19 protein-coding genes are annotated in these 14,860 nt (G+C 61.4%); 17 read left to right on the forward strand and 2 right to left on the reverse strand.

Annotation, left to right across the window (positions count from 1 at the left end; translation table 11 throughout):
* Nucleotides 1-73 precede the first annotated feature (73 nt).
* The 11 genes from XalbCFBP2523_RS17360 to XalbCFBP2523_RS04745 all read left to right on the forward strand — a co-directional run bounded on the left by XalbCFBP2523_RS17360 (nucleotide 74) and on the right by XalbCFBP2523_RS04745 (nucleotide 9,970).
* On the forward strand, nucleotides 74-355 hold the full coding sequence (locus XalbCFBP2523_RS17360) for a DUF2635 domain-containing protein (RefSeq protein ID WP_080928033.1): 282 nt from the start codon (nucleotides 74-76) through the stop codon (nucleotides 353-355).
* On the forward strand, nucleotides 352-1,917 hold the full coding sequence (locus tag XalbCFBP2523_RS04700; protein ID WP_045765179.1) for a phage tail sheath subtilisin-like domain-containing protein: 1,566 nt from the start codon (nucleotides 352-354) through the stop codon (nucleotides 1,915-1,917). Before XalbCFBP2523_RS17360 ends, XalbCFBP2523_RS04700 begins: the two co-directional genes overlap by 4 nt.
* A gap of 12 nt (nucleotides 1,918-1,929) precedes the next feature.
* Entirely contained in the window at nucleotides 1,930-2,298 is a 369-nt protein-coding gene (locus XalbCFBP2523_RS04705) for a phage tail tube protein (RefSeq protein ID WP_045757493.1), read from the forward strand.
* Nucleotides 2,295-2,690 (forward strand): phage tail assembly protein, encoded by a 396-nt coding sequence (locus XalbCFBP2523_RS04710; protein ID WP_052687912.1) that lies wholly within the window; start codon nucleotides 2,295-2,297, stop codon nucleotides 2,688-2,690. The genes XalbCFBP2523_RS04705 and XalbCFBP2523_RS04710 overlap by 4 nt, the downstream gene beginning before the upstream one ends.
* 101 nt (nucleotides 2,691-2,791) lie before the next feature.
* Complete coding sequence (locus XalbCFBP2523_RS04715; RefSeq protein WP_045757480.1) at nucleotides 2,792-4,600, forward strand: phage tail tape measure protein; 1,809 nt, start codon at nucleotides 2,792-2,794, stop codon at nucleotides 4,598-4,600.
* A 15-nt stretch (nucleotides 4,601-4,615) separates the two neighbouring features.
* Nucleotides 4,616-5,884, forward strand: coding sequence for a DNA circularization protein (locus tag XalbCFBP2523_RS04720; protein WP_158250773.1), 1,269 nt, complete (start codon nucleotides 4,616-4,618; stop codon nucleotides 5,882-5,884).
* Nucleotides 5,881-7,170, forward strand: a complete 1,290-nt coding sequence (locus XalbCFBP2523_RS04725; RefSeq protein ID WP_052687911.1) for a phage baseplate assembly protein — start codon at nucleotides 5,881-5,883, stop codon at nucleotides 7,168-7,170. The genes XalbCFBP2523_RS04720 and XalbCFBP2523_RS04725 overlap by 4 nt, the downstream gene beginning before the upstream one ends.
* A 10-nt stretch (nucleotides 7,171-7,180) precedes the next feature.
* On the forward strand, nucleotides 7,181-7,819 hold the full coding sequence (locus XalbCFBP2523_RS04730; protein ID WP_052687910.1) for a phage baseplate assembly protein V: 639 nt from the start codon (nucleotides 7,181-7,183) through the stop codon (nucleotides 7,817-7,819).
* Nucleotides 7,820-7,834: 15 nt separating this feature from the next.
* A complete protein-coding gene (locus XalbCFBP2523_RS04735; protein WP_211286557.1) occupies nucleotides 7,835-8,302 on the forward strand; it encodes a phage GP46 family protein in 468 nt (155 codons plus the stop codon).
* Complete coding sequence (locus XalbCFBP2523_RS04740) at nucleotides 8,295-9,356, forward strand: baseplate J/gp47 family protein (RefSeq protein WP_045765177.1); 1,062 nt, start codon at nucleotides 8,295-8,297, stop codon at nucleotides 9,354-9,356. Before XalbCFBP2523_RS04735 ends, XalbCFBP2523_RS04740 begins: the two co-directional genes overlap by 8 nt.
* On the forward strand, nucleotides 9,356-9,970 hold the full coding sequence (locus tag XalbCFBP2523_RS04745) for a YmfQ family protein (RefSeq protein ID WP_045766603.1): 615 nt from the start codon (nucleotides 9,356-9,358) through the stop codon (nucleotides 9,968-9,970). The genes XalbCFBP2523_RS04740 and XalbCFBP2523_RS04745 overlap by 1 nt, the downstream gene beginning before the upstream one ends.
* 255 nt (nucleotides 9,971-10,225) lie before the next feature.
* Here XalbCFBP2523_RS04745 and XalbCFBP2523_RS04750 read toward each other — a convergent pair whose 3' ends face one another.
* Nucleotides 10,226-10,510: a hypothetical protein gene (locus tag XalbCFBP2523_RS04750; RefSeq protein ID WP_196297570.1), complete on the reverse strand. Its 285-nt coding sequence runs from the start codon at nucleotides 10,508-10,510 to the stop codon at nucleotides 10,226-10,228.
* A gap of 26 nt (nucleotides 10,511-10,536) precedes the next feature.
* Between XalbCFBP2523_RS04750 and XalbCFBP2523_RS04755 the strand changes: the two genes are divergently transcribed.
* The 3 genes from XalbCFBP2523_RS04755 to XalbCFBP2523_RS17320 all read left to right on the forward strand — a co-directional run bounded on the left by XalbCFBP2523_RS04755 (nucleotide 10,537) and on the right by XalbCFBP2523_RS17320 (nucleotide 12,368).
* Complete coding sequence (locus tag XalbCFBP2523_RS04755) at nucleotides 10,537-11,130, forward strand: hypothetical protein (RefSeq protein ID WP_146084036.1); 594 nt, start codon at nucleotides 10,537-10,539, stop codon at nucleotides 11,128-11,130.
* A complete protein-coding gene (locus XalbCFBP2523_RS04760) occupies nucleotides 11,123-12,139 on the forward strand; it encodes a hypothetical protein (protein ID WP_045765175.1) in 1,017 nt (338 codons plus the stop codon). The genes XalbCFBP2523_RS04755 and XalbCFBP2523_RS04760 overlap by 8 nt, the downstream gene beginning before the upstream one ends.
* A gap of 97 nt (nucleotides 12,140-12,236) precedes the next feature.
* Nucleotides 12,237-12,368 carry a hypothetical protein gene (locus tag XalbCFBP2523_RS17320; RefSeq protein ID WP_268989558.1) on the forward strand — a complete coding sequence of 44 codons (132 nt, stop codon included), beginning with the start codon at nucleotides 12,237-12,239 and terminating at the stop codon, nucleotides 12,366-12,368.
* Here XalbCFBP2523_RS17320 and XalbCFBP2523_RS04765 read toward each other — a convergent pair.
* Nucleotides 12,338-13,033 carry a hypothetical protein gene (locus tag XalbCFBP2523_RS04765; RefSeq protein ID WP_045765174.1) on the reverse strand — a complete coding sequence of 232 codons (696 nt, stop codon included), beginning with the start codon at nucleotides 13,031-13,033 and terminating at the stop codon, nucleotides 12,338-12,340. The two genes, XalbCFBP2523_RS17320 and XalbCFBP2523_RS04765, sit on opposite strands and share 31 nt — an antisense overlap.
* Before the next feature lie 121 nt (nucleotides 13,034-13,154).
* On the opposite strand from XalbCFBP2523_RS04765, the gene XalbCFBP2523_RS04770 reads away from it, so the two are divergent.
* The 3 genes from XalbCFBP2523_RS04770 to XalbCFBP2523_RS04780 are packed head-to-tail and all read left to right on the forward strand — an operon-like array spanning nucleotide 13,155 to nucleotide 14,852.
* Nucleotides 13,155-13,481: a hypothetical protein gene (locus tag XalbCFBP2523_RS04770; protein ID WP_045765173.1), complete on the forward strand. Its 327-nt coding sequence runs from the start codon at nucleotides 13,155-13,157 to the stop codon at nucleotides 13,479-13,481.
* 2 nt (nucleotides 13,482-13,483) lie between these two features.
* Nucleotides 13,484-14,188, forward strand: a complete 705-nt coding sequence (locus XalbCFBP2523_RS04775; protein ID WP_052687908.1) for a cupin domain-containing protein — start codon at nucleotides 13,484-13,486, stop codon at nucleotides 14,186-14,188.
* Between the two features lie 16 nt (nucleotides 14,189-14,204).
* Nucleotides 14,205-14,852, forward strand: a complete 648-nt coding sequence (locus XalbCFBP2523_RS04780; protein WP_052687907.1) for a 2OG-Fe(II) oxygenase — start codon at nucleotides 14,205-14,207, stop codon at nucleotides 14,850-14,852.
* The last annotated feature ends 8 nt before the right edge of the window (nucleotides 14,853-14,860 follow it).

The raw sequence follows: 14,860 nt of genomic DNA on the forward strand, positions 1-14,860 counted from the left end.
AGGTCCGCAGCGGTGTTCATCAGCACCCGCCACGACTGCAGGTCGTCGCGGGCACTTTGCATTGGAGCCACACATGTACGCCATTCCCAAACCGGGCCGATCAGTGCCCATACCAGGCACACGCACCCTCCTTCCGGCGACGGGCCAGAACATCGGCCCGGTGACCCAATACTGGCAACGCCGACTGCACGACGGCGACATCACGCTGAGCGAAACACCGCCAACGCTCACGTCAGCAGGCGATGCGGCAGAGAGCGCCGCTACAACGACCACTGCGGCATCGACCAACACTCCACCGCCCCCAACTCCACCGGCCACCGCTGAGGCGGCCAGTGCTTCCCAGAGGACGACATGAGCGGCATCTCTTTCGAACACATCCCTTCCAACCAGCGGGTGCCGCTGTTCTATGCGGAGATGGACAACAGTCAGGCCAACCTGGGCGGGCAAGCACTCAATACGCTTCTGATCGGTCAGATGTTGTACTCGGGAACGGCGACACCGAACACAGCCGTCTTAGTCACAGATCCGAAATCGGCCATGGTCCTGTTCGGCCAGGGTTCGATGCTGGCGCGCATGGTGGCCTTCTATCGCTTGCAGGATGCAGGTTCGTGCAACCTGTGGTGCATTGGGGTGCGGGACGACCCGGCGTCCACCACGGCCATGGGCACCATCGTCATCAACGGCCAGGCCACTGCATCAGGCGCCATCGCCCTGTACATCGCCGGTCAGCGCGTCAGTGTCAGCGTCCAGATAGGAGATAGCACCACCGACATTGCCACCAACATGGTCAGCAGGATCAATGCCACCGCAGACCTGCCGTTGACCGCCTGGATCGGCGAGAACTCCGATGCCATTACCCCGATGCCATCCATTGTCGAAAGCTCCGCCGTGGTCATGCTGGGCAGCAAGTGGAGGGGGCTCAGTGCCAATGACATCACCATCGCCGACTCCTTCCTGGGCTGGAGTGCCGGCGAAATCATACCGGCGGGGGTGAGCCTGGCTTATTCCGGCCCGACACTCTCCGGTGGATTAACCGATCCGTCGATGGTCACCACCGCCATCCACGGCATGGGCGATGACACCTACGACTTCATCATCCACCCCTATGCCCATGCGCTGGCGCTAAATGACTTGCAACTGGAACTGGACGACACCACCGGTCGTTGGTCCTACGCCAAGCAAATCTATGGCCATGCCTACAGCGCTCTGCGCGGCACGCTCAGCGATCTGGTCGCCTTCGGCATGACCCGCAACGACCAGCACCACACGGTCGCCGCCATCGATGCCGATTGCCCCAATCCTTGCTGGGAATACGCTGCCGCTTACGGTGGTGCCAATGCCGTGGACATCGCAGCCGATCCTGCGCGCCCGACGCAGACCACACCGTTGTCAGGACTGCTTCCACCACGTGCAGGCAACCGCTTCTTGTTCGAGGACAGGCAGGCGCTGCTCAACTTCGGGATCGCCACCAGCTTCGTTTCGGGTGGCCAGCTTCGGGTTGAACGTGCCATCACCACCTACCAGAAAAACAGCTTCGGCGCCCCCGATAGCAGCTATCTGGATTCGGAAACCCTGCACACCTCGGTCTATGTGCTACGTGCGCTCAAGAACGTGATCACTTCCAAGTACCCCCGTCACAAGCTGGCCGATGACGGAACCCGCTTCGCCGCAGGCCAGGCCATCGTGACCCCGGCGGTGATCAAGGGCGAGCTATGCGCCGTCTACGGCCAGATGGAGTACCTGGGCATCGTCGAGAACCTGGACACCTTCAAACAGCACCTGATCGTCGAGCGCGATCCCCGCGATACGAACCGCATCAACGTGCTGTTCCCGCCGGACTACGTCAATCAATTGCGGGTGTTCGCGGTGCTGAACCAGTTCCGCCTGCAGTACCCGACCAACCAGATCGTGAACTGACAGGAGTCACCCATGGCGCAACGCATTGCAGGCATCTGCTTCATCAAGATCGACGGCGCGCAGTTCGAAATCTCCGGCGACATCGAAATCCCACTCACCGAATTCAAACGCGAGGCCGTCATGGGCCTGTCCCGGCCGGCTGGCTTCAAGGAAACGGCACTGGAGCCCTACATCAAGGTGGTGGCGCTGTTCACCCCCGATTTCCCAGTGAACACCCTGCGCACCAACACCACCCTCACCGTGACCGCTGAACTGGCCAACGGTGTCGTCTACACGCTCTCCAACGCCTTCGTGCGCGGCGAGCCCAAAGCCAAACCGATTGAGGGCACGATCGAGATCGAATTCTCGGGAAGCCAGGGACAATGGAGTAACAACCAATGAGTGATCCAATCGCAACGCAAGAACCTCTCGCACTTCCTCTGACCCGCACGGTGATCGCACACGGCGAAGAAATCGATTGTCTGATCCTGCGCCATCCCACCACAGCCGATGTGATCGACCTCGGGCAACCGATGCGACTGCTCCCCGGCAATGGCATGGAAGAGCCTGCCGTCGAAGTGCGGATGAATGTGGTCGCCCATTACGTGGCGCGACTGGCCGCCATTCCACTGTCCAGCGTCAAGGCACTGTCGCTGGGTGATTTTGGCCGCGCCACACAGGCGGTGCTGGGTTTTTTCGGGGAAGACACAGTACCGCCGGATCGCGTGAGCAATTCACCGAGCGCGTCTTCGACCTCGCCTGGTTCTTCAAAACCTCCCCGCGCGATGTCCTGAGTTTGAGCCTGGCCGAATTCGAACTGTGGAACCAACACGCCGAGCGCATCGCCCAGCGCCTGCACGACAGTGCGTAATGCCATCCCAATACACACCCCCTCATGTCTGACCGCTTCGAACTCAAGGCCATTTTGTCGGCCAATGCGCAAAGCCTCATCCAGGGATTGAAATCGGTCCAGGCCCCCGCACAAGCCGCGCGTAAATACCTCACCGACATCGGCAAGTCCGCCTCCGGTCTGGCAGGCAAGTTCGGTTTGCCCATCGGCATCGTCGGCGGCCTGGCGGCCGGTTTTGGCCTGGCCAAGGTCAAGGATGCGGTACATGCCTATGCCGAGCTGGGCGAGGCCGTGCATCACGGCGCCACGCGCGCTGGCATGAGCGTGGAACAGTTCCAGCGCATGAAGTACGTCGCCGAACAAAACGGCGTGGCGGTCGAACAGATGGAAGGGGCCATGGGCAAACTCAACCTGACCCTGGGACGTGCGGCCAGCGGACGGGGCAAGGAGGCCGCCGCACTGCTGACCCATCTGGGCATCGCCATGCGCGATGCGTCCGGTCAGTTGCGCTCGGGCATGGGCGTGCTGCCAGAGCTGGCCGACGCCTTCGTGCGCAACGAAAACCCCGCCGTGCGTGCGCGCATGGGGATGGCACTGTTCGGGAAGAAGTGGCAAGAAATCGTACCGCTGCTGGAGGCCGGTGGCGAAGGCATCGAGCAAGCCCAGGCGCGCATGTCCCGCTTCAAGGGCGTCATGAACGAAGAAGACATTGGTCGCTCGCGCGAATTCGCCAAATCGCTGCGCGATCTGGAGATCGTCAGTAAGGGGTTCCAGATCATCATTGCCAAGAACCTGGTACCGGCGATCAAACCGCTGCTGGATGCGTTCAACGACTGGATGGCGGCCAACAAGAAACTGGTGTCCACCGAGGTCAGCCGTATCGCCAAGGACCTCGGGCGCGGGTTGTCCAGCATCGACTGGCGCGGCATGGCCCGCAGTGTACTGGCACTCGGACACGGCATCGGCAAGCTGGTCGACTTCGTCGGCGGTCCGCGCAATGCATTGATCGGCTTGGCGGTCGTGATGAATGCCCAAACCATCATGGCCCTGGGCGGCCTGGTCGCCGCCGTCGGGCGCGCAGGGATCGCGTTGCTGGGGATGGCTGCCAGAGCCTATGTCGCCAGTAATGCGGCGCTGCTGTCGATGCTGCGCATGGGGCTGGGCGCATCACAGTTGGTCACCGGTCCGTTGGCGCTCTTGCGCTCGGGCTGGACACTGCTGACCACCACGACCGTCTCCATGAGTGGCCTGATGTCCAGCGCCTTTGCCCTGGTCGCCGGTGGCATTCGCGCCGTTGGCGCCGCCATGATGGCCAACCCCCTCGGCATCCTCCTGGCCATCGCCTCGGCGGCCTGGCTCATCGTCGAAAATTGGGACACGCTGAAAGGCTGGTTCAACCGCTTCTGGAACTGGATCAAGGCGCATGCCGAACTGATCCTCACCTGCCTCGGTCCAATTGGCTGGGTCGCCAGTACGATCATTGAGCACTGGGAGCCGCTCAAGACGTGGTTCGGCGATTTCGTCCGCTGGCTGTCGGACAAACTCAGTTGGATGGTCGATGCGGCCAAGTCCGTCGGTCATGCCTTCGGGATCGGAAGCGAAGACGAAACAACCGAGAACAGCGCGCCCAACCACCCTTATCGAAGCACGCCCTTTTCGGCGCTGACACCCTCCGTTGCCGGCGACCGGCCCTCCTTGCTGGGGAAAGCAGCCGGCGGCGCCAAAGTGGAGGGCCAGGTCAACATCAAGATCGATGGTCTCCCCCCCGGCTCACGTGTCGAGCAGGTTCGTGGCGGCACCATGCCGATCAATGTCGATGCCGGTTACAGCGCGCATGCGCTGCTGATGCCATAGCGCTGGACGATGCCGATGACCACGTATTCTGACTCCCTGCATCCGGCCTCCTTTCGCGGGATCGCGTTCCAGGTCAATGGCGCCGACTGCGGTGTTGGCCGTCGCGTGCAAATCCACGAGTATCCCCAGCGCGACACGCCCTGGGTCGAAGACCTGGGCCGCGCCACCCGCGAGATCGCCCTGGACGCCTTTCTGATCGGCGCCGACTACATCGATCAAGCCAATGCCCTGCTCTGCGCCCTCGAAACAGGCGGACCAGGCACGCTCGTGCATCCCTGGCTAGGCACGATGCAGGTGTGCCTGTCGGCACCGGCGCGCGTGCGCTTCGATGCTGGACTGGGCGTGGCGACGGTCTCCCTGTCCTTCGTCGAATCCGGCGAACTCACCTTTCCCAATCCGACCCGTTCCACCCAGGCGGCCAGCCGGCTGGCCGCCGATGGACTGGCCACGGCGGCGATCCAGGATTTCACGGACAACTTCACCGTCGCCGGCTTCCAGAGTTTCGTCGCGGCGACCGCCCAAGGACAACTGGCCGCCATGCTGGGGTTCATCGGGGCAGGCCAAAGCGCGCAAGTGCTGACGAACTTCTCCTGCGACGCCACCTCGCTGGCCAATCTGGTCACACAGGCCGCGTCGTTCCTGCGCAATCCGGCGATGCTTGGGCACACGCTGCTAAATGCCTTCGGCATGTCCGGCAGCGCAGGCACCGTGGCGGCCTGGTCCAACGTGGTCAAGTTGCTCACCACAACGGCGGCATCCAAGCCCATGCTGACGCGCACCCCGATCATGGCCGCCACGCCCTCGCGCCGACAGATCGATACCAATGCCGGCGCGCTGTATAACCTGGGCCGACAACTGCTACTCGCGCAGGCGGTCGGTATTTCGTCGCTGGTCGGCACCGAACAGGACAGCGTGCAAGCCGGCATCAGCCAGCCGCAAGGCAGTACGCCGACCACCCCACAGCAGGTCACCCAAGACAGGATGCTGGCCGCGCGCGACACCCTGCTCTCGACCCTCGACGCCGAGATGCACCGCTGCGCAGACGCCGCCTATGCGGCGTTGCAGACGGCCAGCGCAGCGATCTATGCAGACTTGACGACACGAGCGCAGAGCGCAGTACGCCTGACCTCCTGGACGCCACCGGAGACGATGCCCATGCTGGCGCTGGCCTACGAGCTGTATGCCGATGCCTCGCGCGATGCCCAGATCCAGTTGCGCAACGGTATCCGCCATCCAGGCTTCGTCCCTCCCAATGCGCTGTGCGTGATGGCGCCGCTGACATGACGACCCGTTGCGATCCGGTCGGTCAGCCGGAAAATCAGCTGCGCCTGGTGGTGGGGGGACAGGACTTCGGCGGCTGGAAGAAAATCCGCATCGAGGCCGGAATCGAACGACAGGCACGCAGCTTCGAACTGGAAGTCACTGATCGCTGGCCCGGATCGACAGCAGCGGCAACGGCGGACACCGCCCCACCCCTGTGGCGCCGCATCCGTCCTTTCGATGCCTGCCAGGTTTTCATCGGCAACGACCTGGTGCTAACTGGTTATGTCGATGCCACCCCAATCCAATATGACGGCAAACGCATCAGTGTCACCGTCAAAGGCCGCAGCCGTACCTGCGATCTGGTCGACTGCTGTACGCCCGACACCGACCGCGCACCGACCGCCAGTCACAGCCTGTGGTCAGACGTCAAAGGCAAGGATGGCAAGACCGGCACCGTCGTGACGCCGGCAGCAGCCAACACCAACGTCTGGCGTAACGCCAAACTGGAAACCATCGCCGCCGCGCTGGCCGCCCCCTATGGCGTGCGCGTGCTGACCGAAATCGATACCGGCGCGCCAATTACCGAACACCATGTCCAGATCGGCGAAACCGTGTTCGAGAGCATCGACCGGTTGATGCGCCTGCGCCATGTGTTGTCCACCGACAACGCCCTGGGCGATCTGGTCTTCATTGATGTCGGCAGCAGCGGCAATGCCACCACCACGCTCGAGCTGGGCGAGAACATCCAAGATGGCAGCTGCGAACTCGACTTCAAGGCGGTGATGTCCAGCTACGTCGTCAAAGGCCAGCGTGCAGGCAATGACGATGACTTTGGCGTCGATGCCAACGAGGTCCAGGGGGACGATGACGACCTGGCCGAATTGGAAGGAGGCATCGCCGACACCGGCACGCCGGTCACCGCCAGTCTGGCCGATGCACGTTCCAAGCGCTTCCGTGTCCTGGTCATCAAGCAAGCCGGCCATGCCGATGCCGGCACCTGTCAGGACCGCGCGCTGTACGAGCGCGCACACCGCGCCGCCAAAGCGCTCGAAGCCACGTATACGGTCGCCGGCTGGCGCCAAGGTGACGGACAACTCTGGAGGCCGAACCTGCTCGTGCGTGTGCGCGACGCGCTGATCTGCTTCGACCAAACCATGGTCATCGCCGAAGCGCATTACCTGCTCGACGAGGACGGACTACGCACGCAGCTGCGTGTAGGTCCCCCCGATGGTTACCGCTCCAAGGCGGCCAAATCACCCAAGGGCATCAAGCACGGCGGCGCCGACACCTGGGCCGATCTGGAATGAGAGCGCTGGCATGACAGATTTCAACCGCCTGATGGCGCCCTATGCCAGGCGCCTATCGAACATGCTCGCCAGAGGCACCGTGTCCCTGGTCAACGCGGCAAGCAAGATGCAGAGCCTGCAACTACGCCTGCTGGCCGGCGAATCCAAAGCCGACGTCGAGCATTTCGAGCCGTATGGCTTGACCAGTCATCCTCAACCTGGCGCCGAATGCATCGCCCTGTTCCTCGATGGAGACCGCTCCCATGGTGTCGTCATGTGCGTGGCCGACCGACGCTATCGCGTTAAAAGCTTGGAGAGCGGCGAAGTCATCTTGCATGACGATCAAGGGCAATCGGTCTACCTCATGCGCAATGGCATCAAGCTCACCGACAAGGCCGGATCGACCGTGGTGCTGCAAGGTGACGGCAGCGGCGTCATGACCTTCAACGCCGGTCTCACGATCAATGCCAACAGCAAGGTGGTCGGAACACTGGAGGTCACCCAAAACATCACCTGCCAGGCCAGCATCACGGCGGCACAGGATGTCGGCGATCAGCGCGGCACCAAGACCATGGCAGGCATGCGTGCGGTCTTCAATGCCCACACGCACAGCGGCACCGACAGCCACGGCGACAGTTTCACCAGCAAATCGCCCAATTCAACGCAATAGACCCACACCCACACCATGCGCGACTCCATGCCACTGACCGCCGTATTCGGCGGCCAGACAACCCCACTCGGCCTGCTGCAGGACATCGACAACGACAAGGTCCATCCGTTGGTGCGCGCCGTCCTCATCAGTTTGTTCACCTGGCGGCGGGCCAATGCCGACGACACCTTGCCCGATCCGCGCGGCTTTCGCATGGGCTGGTGGGGCGACACCTACCCCGTGGTGGCCAACGACCGCATCGGCTCACGGCTGTGGCTGCTGGCGCGCGCCAAGCTCACCCCAAGCACGGTGCAACGCGCACAGGACTACGCCGAAGAAGCCCTGCAGTGGCTGATCGACGACGGTGTCGCTGCGCGTATCGCCGTGCGCGCCGAGCGCCAGAGTCTGTCCACGCTGGCCCTGCAATGCACGCTGTTCGCCGCCGATGGCACCGCCAACGCCGTGCTGAGGTTCGACAACCTCTGGAGTCTCTTGAATGTTTAACCGTCCGTCCCTGTCGGACCTGATTAATCGCACCACCAACGACGTGTTCCAACGGTTGCAGCAGGACAACGTGTTGCGCCGCGCCGACGCGCAGGTCTACGCCCGCGTCCTGGCGGGTGTGGCCCATGGGCTGTACGGATTTATCGAATGGATTAGCCGCCAGATCATCATCGACACCGCCGAGGCCGAGTTCCTCGAGCGCTGGGCATCCATCTGGCGCGTGCAACGTCTGGCCGCAACCCACGCCACCGGCACCATCACCTTCACCGTGGCCCCGAATGCAGCAGACATTCCGGTCGGAACTCTGGTGCAAACGCTCGATGGCACCCAGTTCCAGACGACAGCCGACATCACAGTCAGTGGACTCCAGGCCACGACCAGCGTCACCGCGGTGATCCCGTCCGCCGCCAGCAACAGCTACGCCGGACAGACGGTCAATCTGGTCACCCCGGTACTGGGCGTGCAGACCACCGCCGTGCTCGGCGCGCTGAGCGGTGGCGGCGACCGCGAGTTAGACGACAGCCTGCGCGAACGCCTGCTCAACCGCATCCAAAAACCACCACAAGGCGGGGATGCCAACGACTACGTGCAATGGACCCTCGCAGCACCAGCCGGCGGCGCCACCCGCGCCTGGGTCGTACCGGAGCAATTCGGAGAAGGCACTGTGGGCGTGGCGTTCGTCTGCGATGGCAATGGCGCTGGCGCCGCAATCCTTCCCTCGAGCGCGCAGATCGCCGCCATTACGACCTACATCGACACGGTCCGCCCGGTCACCGCACATGTCACGGTCTATGCACCGCTCGCGGTGCCGATCAATTTTGCAATCGCAGGATTGAGTCCCAACACGCTAGCCGTTCAACAGGCCGTCGTGGCCGAACTCGCCGATCTGCTCGCCCGTGAAGGTCAACCCGGCGGCACGATCCTGCTGTCGCACATGCGCTCGGCGATTTCCTCTGCATCACAGGAATGGGATTACGTCCTGCTCACGCCGACCACCAACGTCGTGTTGCCGAGCGGCCAGATCCCGGTCATGGGCAAGGTGGCATGGCAGTGATGCAACAGATCAACCAGCCATTGACCGCCGCCGACTACCTGGCATCGCTGCAAAAACTCTTGCCCTATGGACCCGCCTGGACCGATGACCCCGATGCGGCCATCACCCGATTACTGACGGGCCTGGCACAGGAACTGGCACGGTGTGATGCCACAAGTTGGCAACTCATCGCGGAGGCCGATCCGCGCACCACCGATGCATTGTTTCCCGATTGGGAGCGGGTCGCCGGCTTGCCCGATCAGTGCGTGACCGCACTCAGCGGTCAACAGACGCCTACACAGCGACGAGCCGCCCTGGTCTCCCGACTCACCCAGATCGGCGGCCAGTCGCGCGCCTACTTCGTGGCCGTGGCCCGCACATTGGGTTCCACCATCACGATCACCGAGGGCTGGCAGACCATCGACACCGTCATCTCGCCAGTCAACAACCCACTGACAAATGGCCGCTGGGTCTACACCTGGACGATTCATGTACGCCTCGGGGACACGCGCAGCACGCTCACGGTCAATGGCCGCGTCTGCGATCCGCTGGCGACTTGGCGCAACACATTGCTCGAGTGCGTGATGCGACGGCTCAAGCCCGCCCACACCACGCTGCTCTTCAGCTACACCTAGGAGATCACATGGACAACCGCGTCTGGGAGGCCAATGCCGCCCAAACTCCCCCCGTTCTACCGGCCAATCCATCAATCGGTTATCCGACTGACGGCAATCCGACCACCAATACACCGGCCACGACACCTGGGGATTATTGGTTCTATCAGGTCAGCGAAGAAATCCGGAACGTGATTCTTGCCGGTGGCCTCGTCCCCGATCACAACGCACTCAACCAGCTCGGGCTGGCGATTGAAGCATTGATCAATGTCGCGATCACCAACGCACTGGCGAACTACAAACCACCGGCACCACCACCGCCGCCTCCTGCACCACCTCCACCTCCGCCTCCACCTCCGCCTCCGCCTCCACCTCCACCTCCACCTCCACCTCCGCCTCCGCCTCCGCCTCCACCTCCACCTCCACCTCCACCTCCACCTCCACCTCCGCCTCCGCCTCCACCTCCACCTCCGCCTCCACCTCCGCCTCCGCCTCCGCCTCCACCTCCACCTCCACCTCCACCTCCACCTCCGCCTCCGCCTCCGCCTCCGCCGTCCCCACCAGGGGGTTAATCCAGGGAGATGATCATGTACCTGCAAATGGCCGGTCTGCAGTTCATGCCGACCGGCGTGATCCTTTACGTCATCAACTACGTCGACATCGATCGACAGCACCTTGCCCGCGAGATCGACGAGCGTTACGAACCTTTCCACCACTGGGGAGACGTGCCGGACGACTTCAGCTACCACACCCCGTATCGACATCGGCTGCGCGGCAGCGTGGTGGAAGCCGCACAACCGGATCTGCACGACTACCGCTTCCACTACCGACGGTTGCTCCTCATGGACCAAGTGCATGCGGGGTTGCGGTCGCAACGGACCGTGTTCGCCTCACGCTCGTTGCCACTACAGGATCGGGTGCTCGATCTCGCCCATGCCCAATGCCAGCAGTTGGATGATCATGGAGATGGTGAAGCGTTACCGCTGCTCAGCGCGATGGCGACCGCCTGGAATACCACGCTGGCCACTGCGGCAACGCGGGTCCGGATGGAATACGCCGACCGACAGGACACCTTGATCCAGTCCGAGGTCCGCCGCCTACATGCGCTGGCGACCGTTTGTGCCGCGCGTGATCATCACGATCTGGATGCGCTGTTCGTGAGGTACGGCGGCCATGACTGACTTACTGGTCGCCCGCAATCTGGTGCAAGGCAATCCGTTCGCAAGCCGTTTACGCCAGGTCATCGGAGGCGTCCTCACAACCTCGCGCCTGGCATGTAAACCCGATCTGCTGCGCTTTGACGCCTGTTGTCCGATACCCGATGCGACAACAACACAGCAGATCTCTTTTGCGCACTGCTGTGATGCCCGCGCGCGCGCGCTGCTCGATGCACATGCACGGCTGCACGTCATGTGGTCTGGTGGAATCGATTCGACCGTGGCGCTGGTCGCCTTGCTCAAAGCGTTGTCTGGCAACGAACTCGACCGGCTCACCGTGTACCTGTCGAGCCACAGCATCGCCGAGAACCCAGGGTTCTACCAGGCCCACATCGCCGGCAGGCTGTCCGTCCAGCGCACCGTCAGCAAAGTCGGGCTGTACGAGAACATGGTGGTCACCGGGGAACTCGGTGACCAGTTGTTCGGGTCCGATCTGATGTTGGAGGCCACGCGGCGATTGGGGTTTGAAAGCCTGGCACAGCCACATGCGCTGGTCCTGCCTCGTCTATTCGGCAGCATCGCCGCAAACGAGCAGACCGGTACCGCGCTCTATCGACGCTACGCGCCAATCGCCGACGAAGCCCCTTACCCCCTGGTCAGCGCACAGGATTTCCTGTGGTGGTGGAACTTCTCCCAAAAATGGCAGCACGTGAAGTACCGGCAACTGCTCTATGAGCCCCCAGGTTCGGACTATCGCGCGCTGCTCGGCAAGATCCAGCACTTCTTCGACACGCCGGCATTCCAGCATTGGAGCATCACCCATCCCGCCGACAAACTTGGCGCCAGCATCGACACCTACAAAATGCCGGCCAAACGCTACATCGTCGCCTTCACCGACGATCAGCGCTATCTGACCAAGGTGAAGATCGGTTCGCTGTGCAAGGTGTTCAAGTATCCACCGGTGGCTGCTATCACCACCGATGGCACTGCGGTCGACCAAGCAGGCTTGCAGGCGTTCATCCGTTCTGACTGAAACACCGCTTCGACTCGGGCGGACCGTTGCTGAGTCCGCCCCCACCGCGCCTCCCACTCTCCATTTTTCAACTCATCCTTCCAAAGGAGGAATCGCCGTGCCTTTCATCGTGACGAAAACCACCACCCGCTCGGCCAACGAAATGGCTGGATTCAAAGACAGCGCCGATCTCGAGTTCGCGACCTCAATCGTCAACGATCATTTTTGCTCCGTCACTACATCGGAATGAAGAATGGCGTAATCGAGCAGATCAATCACCTGCTGTGTACGCTCCTGACGAGCACGAACAAAAATGCCAGCCAAATAAAAAACTGCAGCCAATATCAAAGGCGCCCAAAAGTACTTTGAATCATTGTTCTTTATCAAGGTTGATGCGGCCATCACCAAAGCTATAAGCGCAGGAAATATACCGATTTTGCGCAAATCCCCGATAAGCAAACCGACACGACCATCCAGGCTATCAAAGTGGCTTCGATACTGCATCCGCCCATATTCCAACACAGCCTTTTTATAGCAGTGAAGCCGAGCTAGGAAATCAGCATCTGCCAACATGTCGATTTTTAGACGCAAAAATTGAACGGAAAATCCCCTCTTGCGATCTTTCCATAAAAACATGCCTTGACTCAATATTAAAGTCAGCAAGCAGGCTATGCCAATAAAACACAGTGCAACATAAAACGAATCAAGCAAGAATAAATTTATTTCTGAAGGATGCTTATACTGCACGAATGCAGAAACCATAAGTAATACTGCAACACCAAAATAAAGATAACCAGTCACTTTTTCAATCCAACGCATCCATGTCGGCGATCTAAATACCTCCTCATCACGTTTAACAATCGTCATTTCATGCAATAACGAAAACAGCGAAACGAGAGATTCCTGGTTGAGCATATTGATATCGAGTTCGTTGATCGAACTGTCAAGGTATCAGATAAATAGAGTCACCGCCTATAAATACCTATTTACTTAACTACCTATTTACTTAACTCATTCGTCAAAAGGAGAAATCGCTGTGCCTTTCACCGTGACAAAAACCACCACCCGTCCAGCCAACGAAGTGCCTGGATTCAAAGACAGCGCCGATCTCGATCCCGAGGTCGCAACGTCCATCGCCAACGTCAGCCATGCGGTTCGCACGCATCCCGCCGTGCTGTCCCGCTCGGTCGTGATGTCGGCGGACGGACTCACCAAAACGACGACCACCGTCTGGGAAAGCCAAGAGGCATATGACAGCTTCCAGGCCGCCAACAGCAGTGACCTGAGCAAGGTCTCCAGCGCTGCCAACGTCTACAACAAGACCAACGGCATCGTCGTCAACACCAGCAAATCCGGAGCCTGATCATGAAAACCGGAGCCTATATCGATGCCCGACAGAGCATGTACCCGTGCCAGTCCTGGTTGCTGTCCAAACCCATCAAGAACCACATCACCATCCCGCCGTTTTGCACCCTGTATGGCTTTGTCGTTTCCGCCCCCACAGATCGGACGGCATCGATCATCGTGGGCGCAGGCAGCACCGACAAACCGAAAGTTCTGCGTCAAGCTAACCAGGGGCAATACTTCTGCCATGCCACCGGCAGCGAGCATGCCGTGCTGATGCTGGACGAAGGCGTCATGGCCTTTGCCGTGATCCGGCATGGGTTTCGTGGACAAGGACTGGTCGGCGGGCCAATCGAGATGTCTGGACGGCTGTGCTACATCGACAACTGCTCGGACTCGTTGCTGGTCTACCCGCCGCGCAAAGGCGACCCAAGCCTCAACCACTTGTCGTTCCCTGCCGGTGTGCGCCAGTCCTTCCACATCCACCCCTCGATCCGCTTAGGCGTGGTCGCCAGCGGCTCCGGCTTTGCCTGCTTTGCAGGTCGCGAGATCCCACTCACCGCCGGCACCTTGTTCTGCATCGAAGAGCGCGAGTTGCATCGCTTCCGCACTGACGATCAGTCGCTCAATGTCATCGTGTTCCACCCCGATGGCGATTGGGGACCAACCGATCAAGCTCATCCGATGCTCAACCGCACCTATCTGTCGGCTGCGCATCATGGATGATCCGACAACCATCCCAATGACCTATCCCGATGCGCAGTTGTGTGTCGGCGGACGGGCGCACCAGGTGCTGATGGCGATCCGCTCTCCCAACGTCGTCGTGCTGGGCGGATTCTTGGACCAAGTCGATTGCCGCGATCTGATCGATCTGGCCGGACCGCGAATGAAACGATCCTCCGTCGTGCATCACGCGCAGGGGACGCGCATCGATGAGACGCGCACCAGTTCCGGTTGCCATTTCCGGCGCGGGGAAGTGGCGCTGGTGGCCGACATCGAGCAGCGCATCGCCGAACTCACCGGCATTCCAGTGGAAAACGGCGAAGGTCTGCAGGTACTGCACTACCTGCCGGGACAGCACTACATCCCGCATTGGGATTACTTCCCACCAGAAAGCCCAACCTCGGCGGACATCGTCCGACCAGAATTGGGCGGGCAGCGCATCGCCACGTTCATCGCCTATCTGAACACCGTTCCCCTCGGTGGAGAGACGGAGTTCCCCCGTGCCGGCATCAAGGTGGCCGCCGTCCAGGGCAATGCCTGCTTTTTCTCCTACCGCACGGCAGACGGCCAGCCCGATCCCCTGACGTTACACAGCGGCAATGCCGTCATCGACGGCGAGAAGTGGATCGCCGTCAAGTGGCTGCGCGAGGGGCGCTACACCCGATAGGGATGACC

The organism is Xanthomonas albilineans (assembly GCF_002939705.1).
Taxonomy (GTDB): Bacteria; Pseudomonadota; Gammaproteobacteria; order Xanthomonadales; family Xanthomonadaceae; genus Xanthomonas_A; species Xanthomonas_A albilineans.

Bases quoted from the DNA above. Each gene is read 5' to 3' on its own strand.
- XalbCFBP2523_RS17360 (WP_080928033.1), top strand. From the start codon at position 74: ATGTACGCCATTCCCAAACCGGGCCGATCAGTGCCCATACCAGGCACA.
- XalbCFBP2523_RS04700 (WP_045765179.1), top strand. From the start codon at position 352: ATGAGCGGCATCTCTTTCGAACACATCCCTTCCAACCAGCGGGTGCCG.
- XalbCFBP2523_RS04705 (WP_045757493.1), top strand. From the start codon at position 1,930: ATGGCGCAACGCATTGCAGGCATCTGCTTCATCAAGATCGACGGCGCG.
- XalbCFBP2523_RS04710 (WP_052687912.1), top strand. From the start codon at position 2,295: ATGAGTGATCCAATCGCAACGCAAGAACCTCTCGCACTTCCTCTGACC.
- XalbCFBP2523_RS04715 (WP_045757480.1), top strand. From the start codon at position 2,792: ATGTCTGACCGCTTCGAACTCAAGGCCATTTTGTCGGCCAATGCGCAA.
- XalbCFBP2523_RS04720 (WP_158250773.1), top strand. From the start codon at position 4,616: ATGACCACGTATTCTGACTCCCTGCATCCGGCCTCCTTTCGCGGGATC.
- XalbCFBP2523_RS04725 (WP_052687911.1), top strand. From the start codon at position 5,881: ATGACGACCCGTTGCGATCCGGTCGGTCAGCCGGAAAATCAGCTGCGC.
- XalbCFBP2523_RS04730 (WP_052687910.1), top strand. From the start codon at position 7,181: ATGACAGATTTCAACCGCCTGATGGCGCCCTATGCCAGGCGCCTATCG.
- XalbCFBP2523_RS04735 (WP_211286557.1), top strand. From the start codon at position 7,835: ATGCGCGACTCCATGCCACTGACCGCCGTATTCGGCGGCCAGACAACC.
- XalbCFBP2523_RS04740 (WP_045765177.1), top strand. From the start codon at position 8,295: ATGTTTAACCGTCCGTCCCTGTCGGACCTGATTAATCGCACCACCAAC.
- XalbCFBP2523_RS04745 (WP_045766603.1), top strand. From the start codon at position 9,356: ATGCAACAGATCAACCAGCCATTGACCGCCGCCGACTACCTGGCATCG.
- XalbCFBP2523_RS04755 (WP_146084036.1), top strand. From the start codon at position 10,537: ATGTACCTGCAAATGGCCGGTCTGCAGTTCATGCCGACCGGCGTGATC.
- XalbCFBP2523_RS04760 (WP_045765175.1), top strand. From the start codon at position 11,123: ATGACTGACTTACTGGTCGCCCGCAATCTGGTGCAAGGCAATCCGTTC.
- XalbCFBP2523_RS04765 (WP_045765174.1), bottom strand. From the start codon at position 13,033: ATGCTCAACCAGGAATCTCTCGTTTCGCTGTTTTCGTTATTGCATGAA.
- XalbCFBP2523_RS04775 (WP_052687908.1), top strand. From the start codon at position 13,484: ATGAAAACCGGAGCCTATATCGATGCCCGACAGAGCATGTACCCGTGC.
- XalbCFBP2523_RS04780 (WP_052687907.1), top strand. From the start codon at position 14,205: ATGACCTATCCCGATGCGCAGTTGTGTGTCGGCGGACGGGCGCACCAG.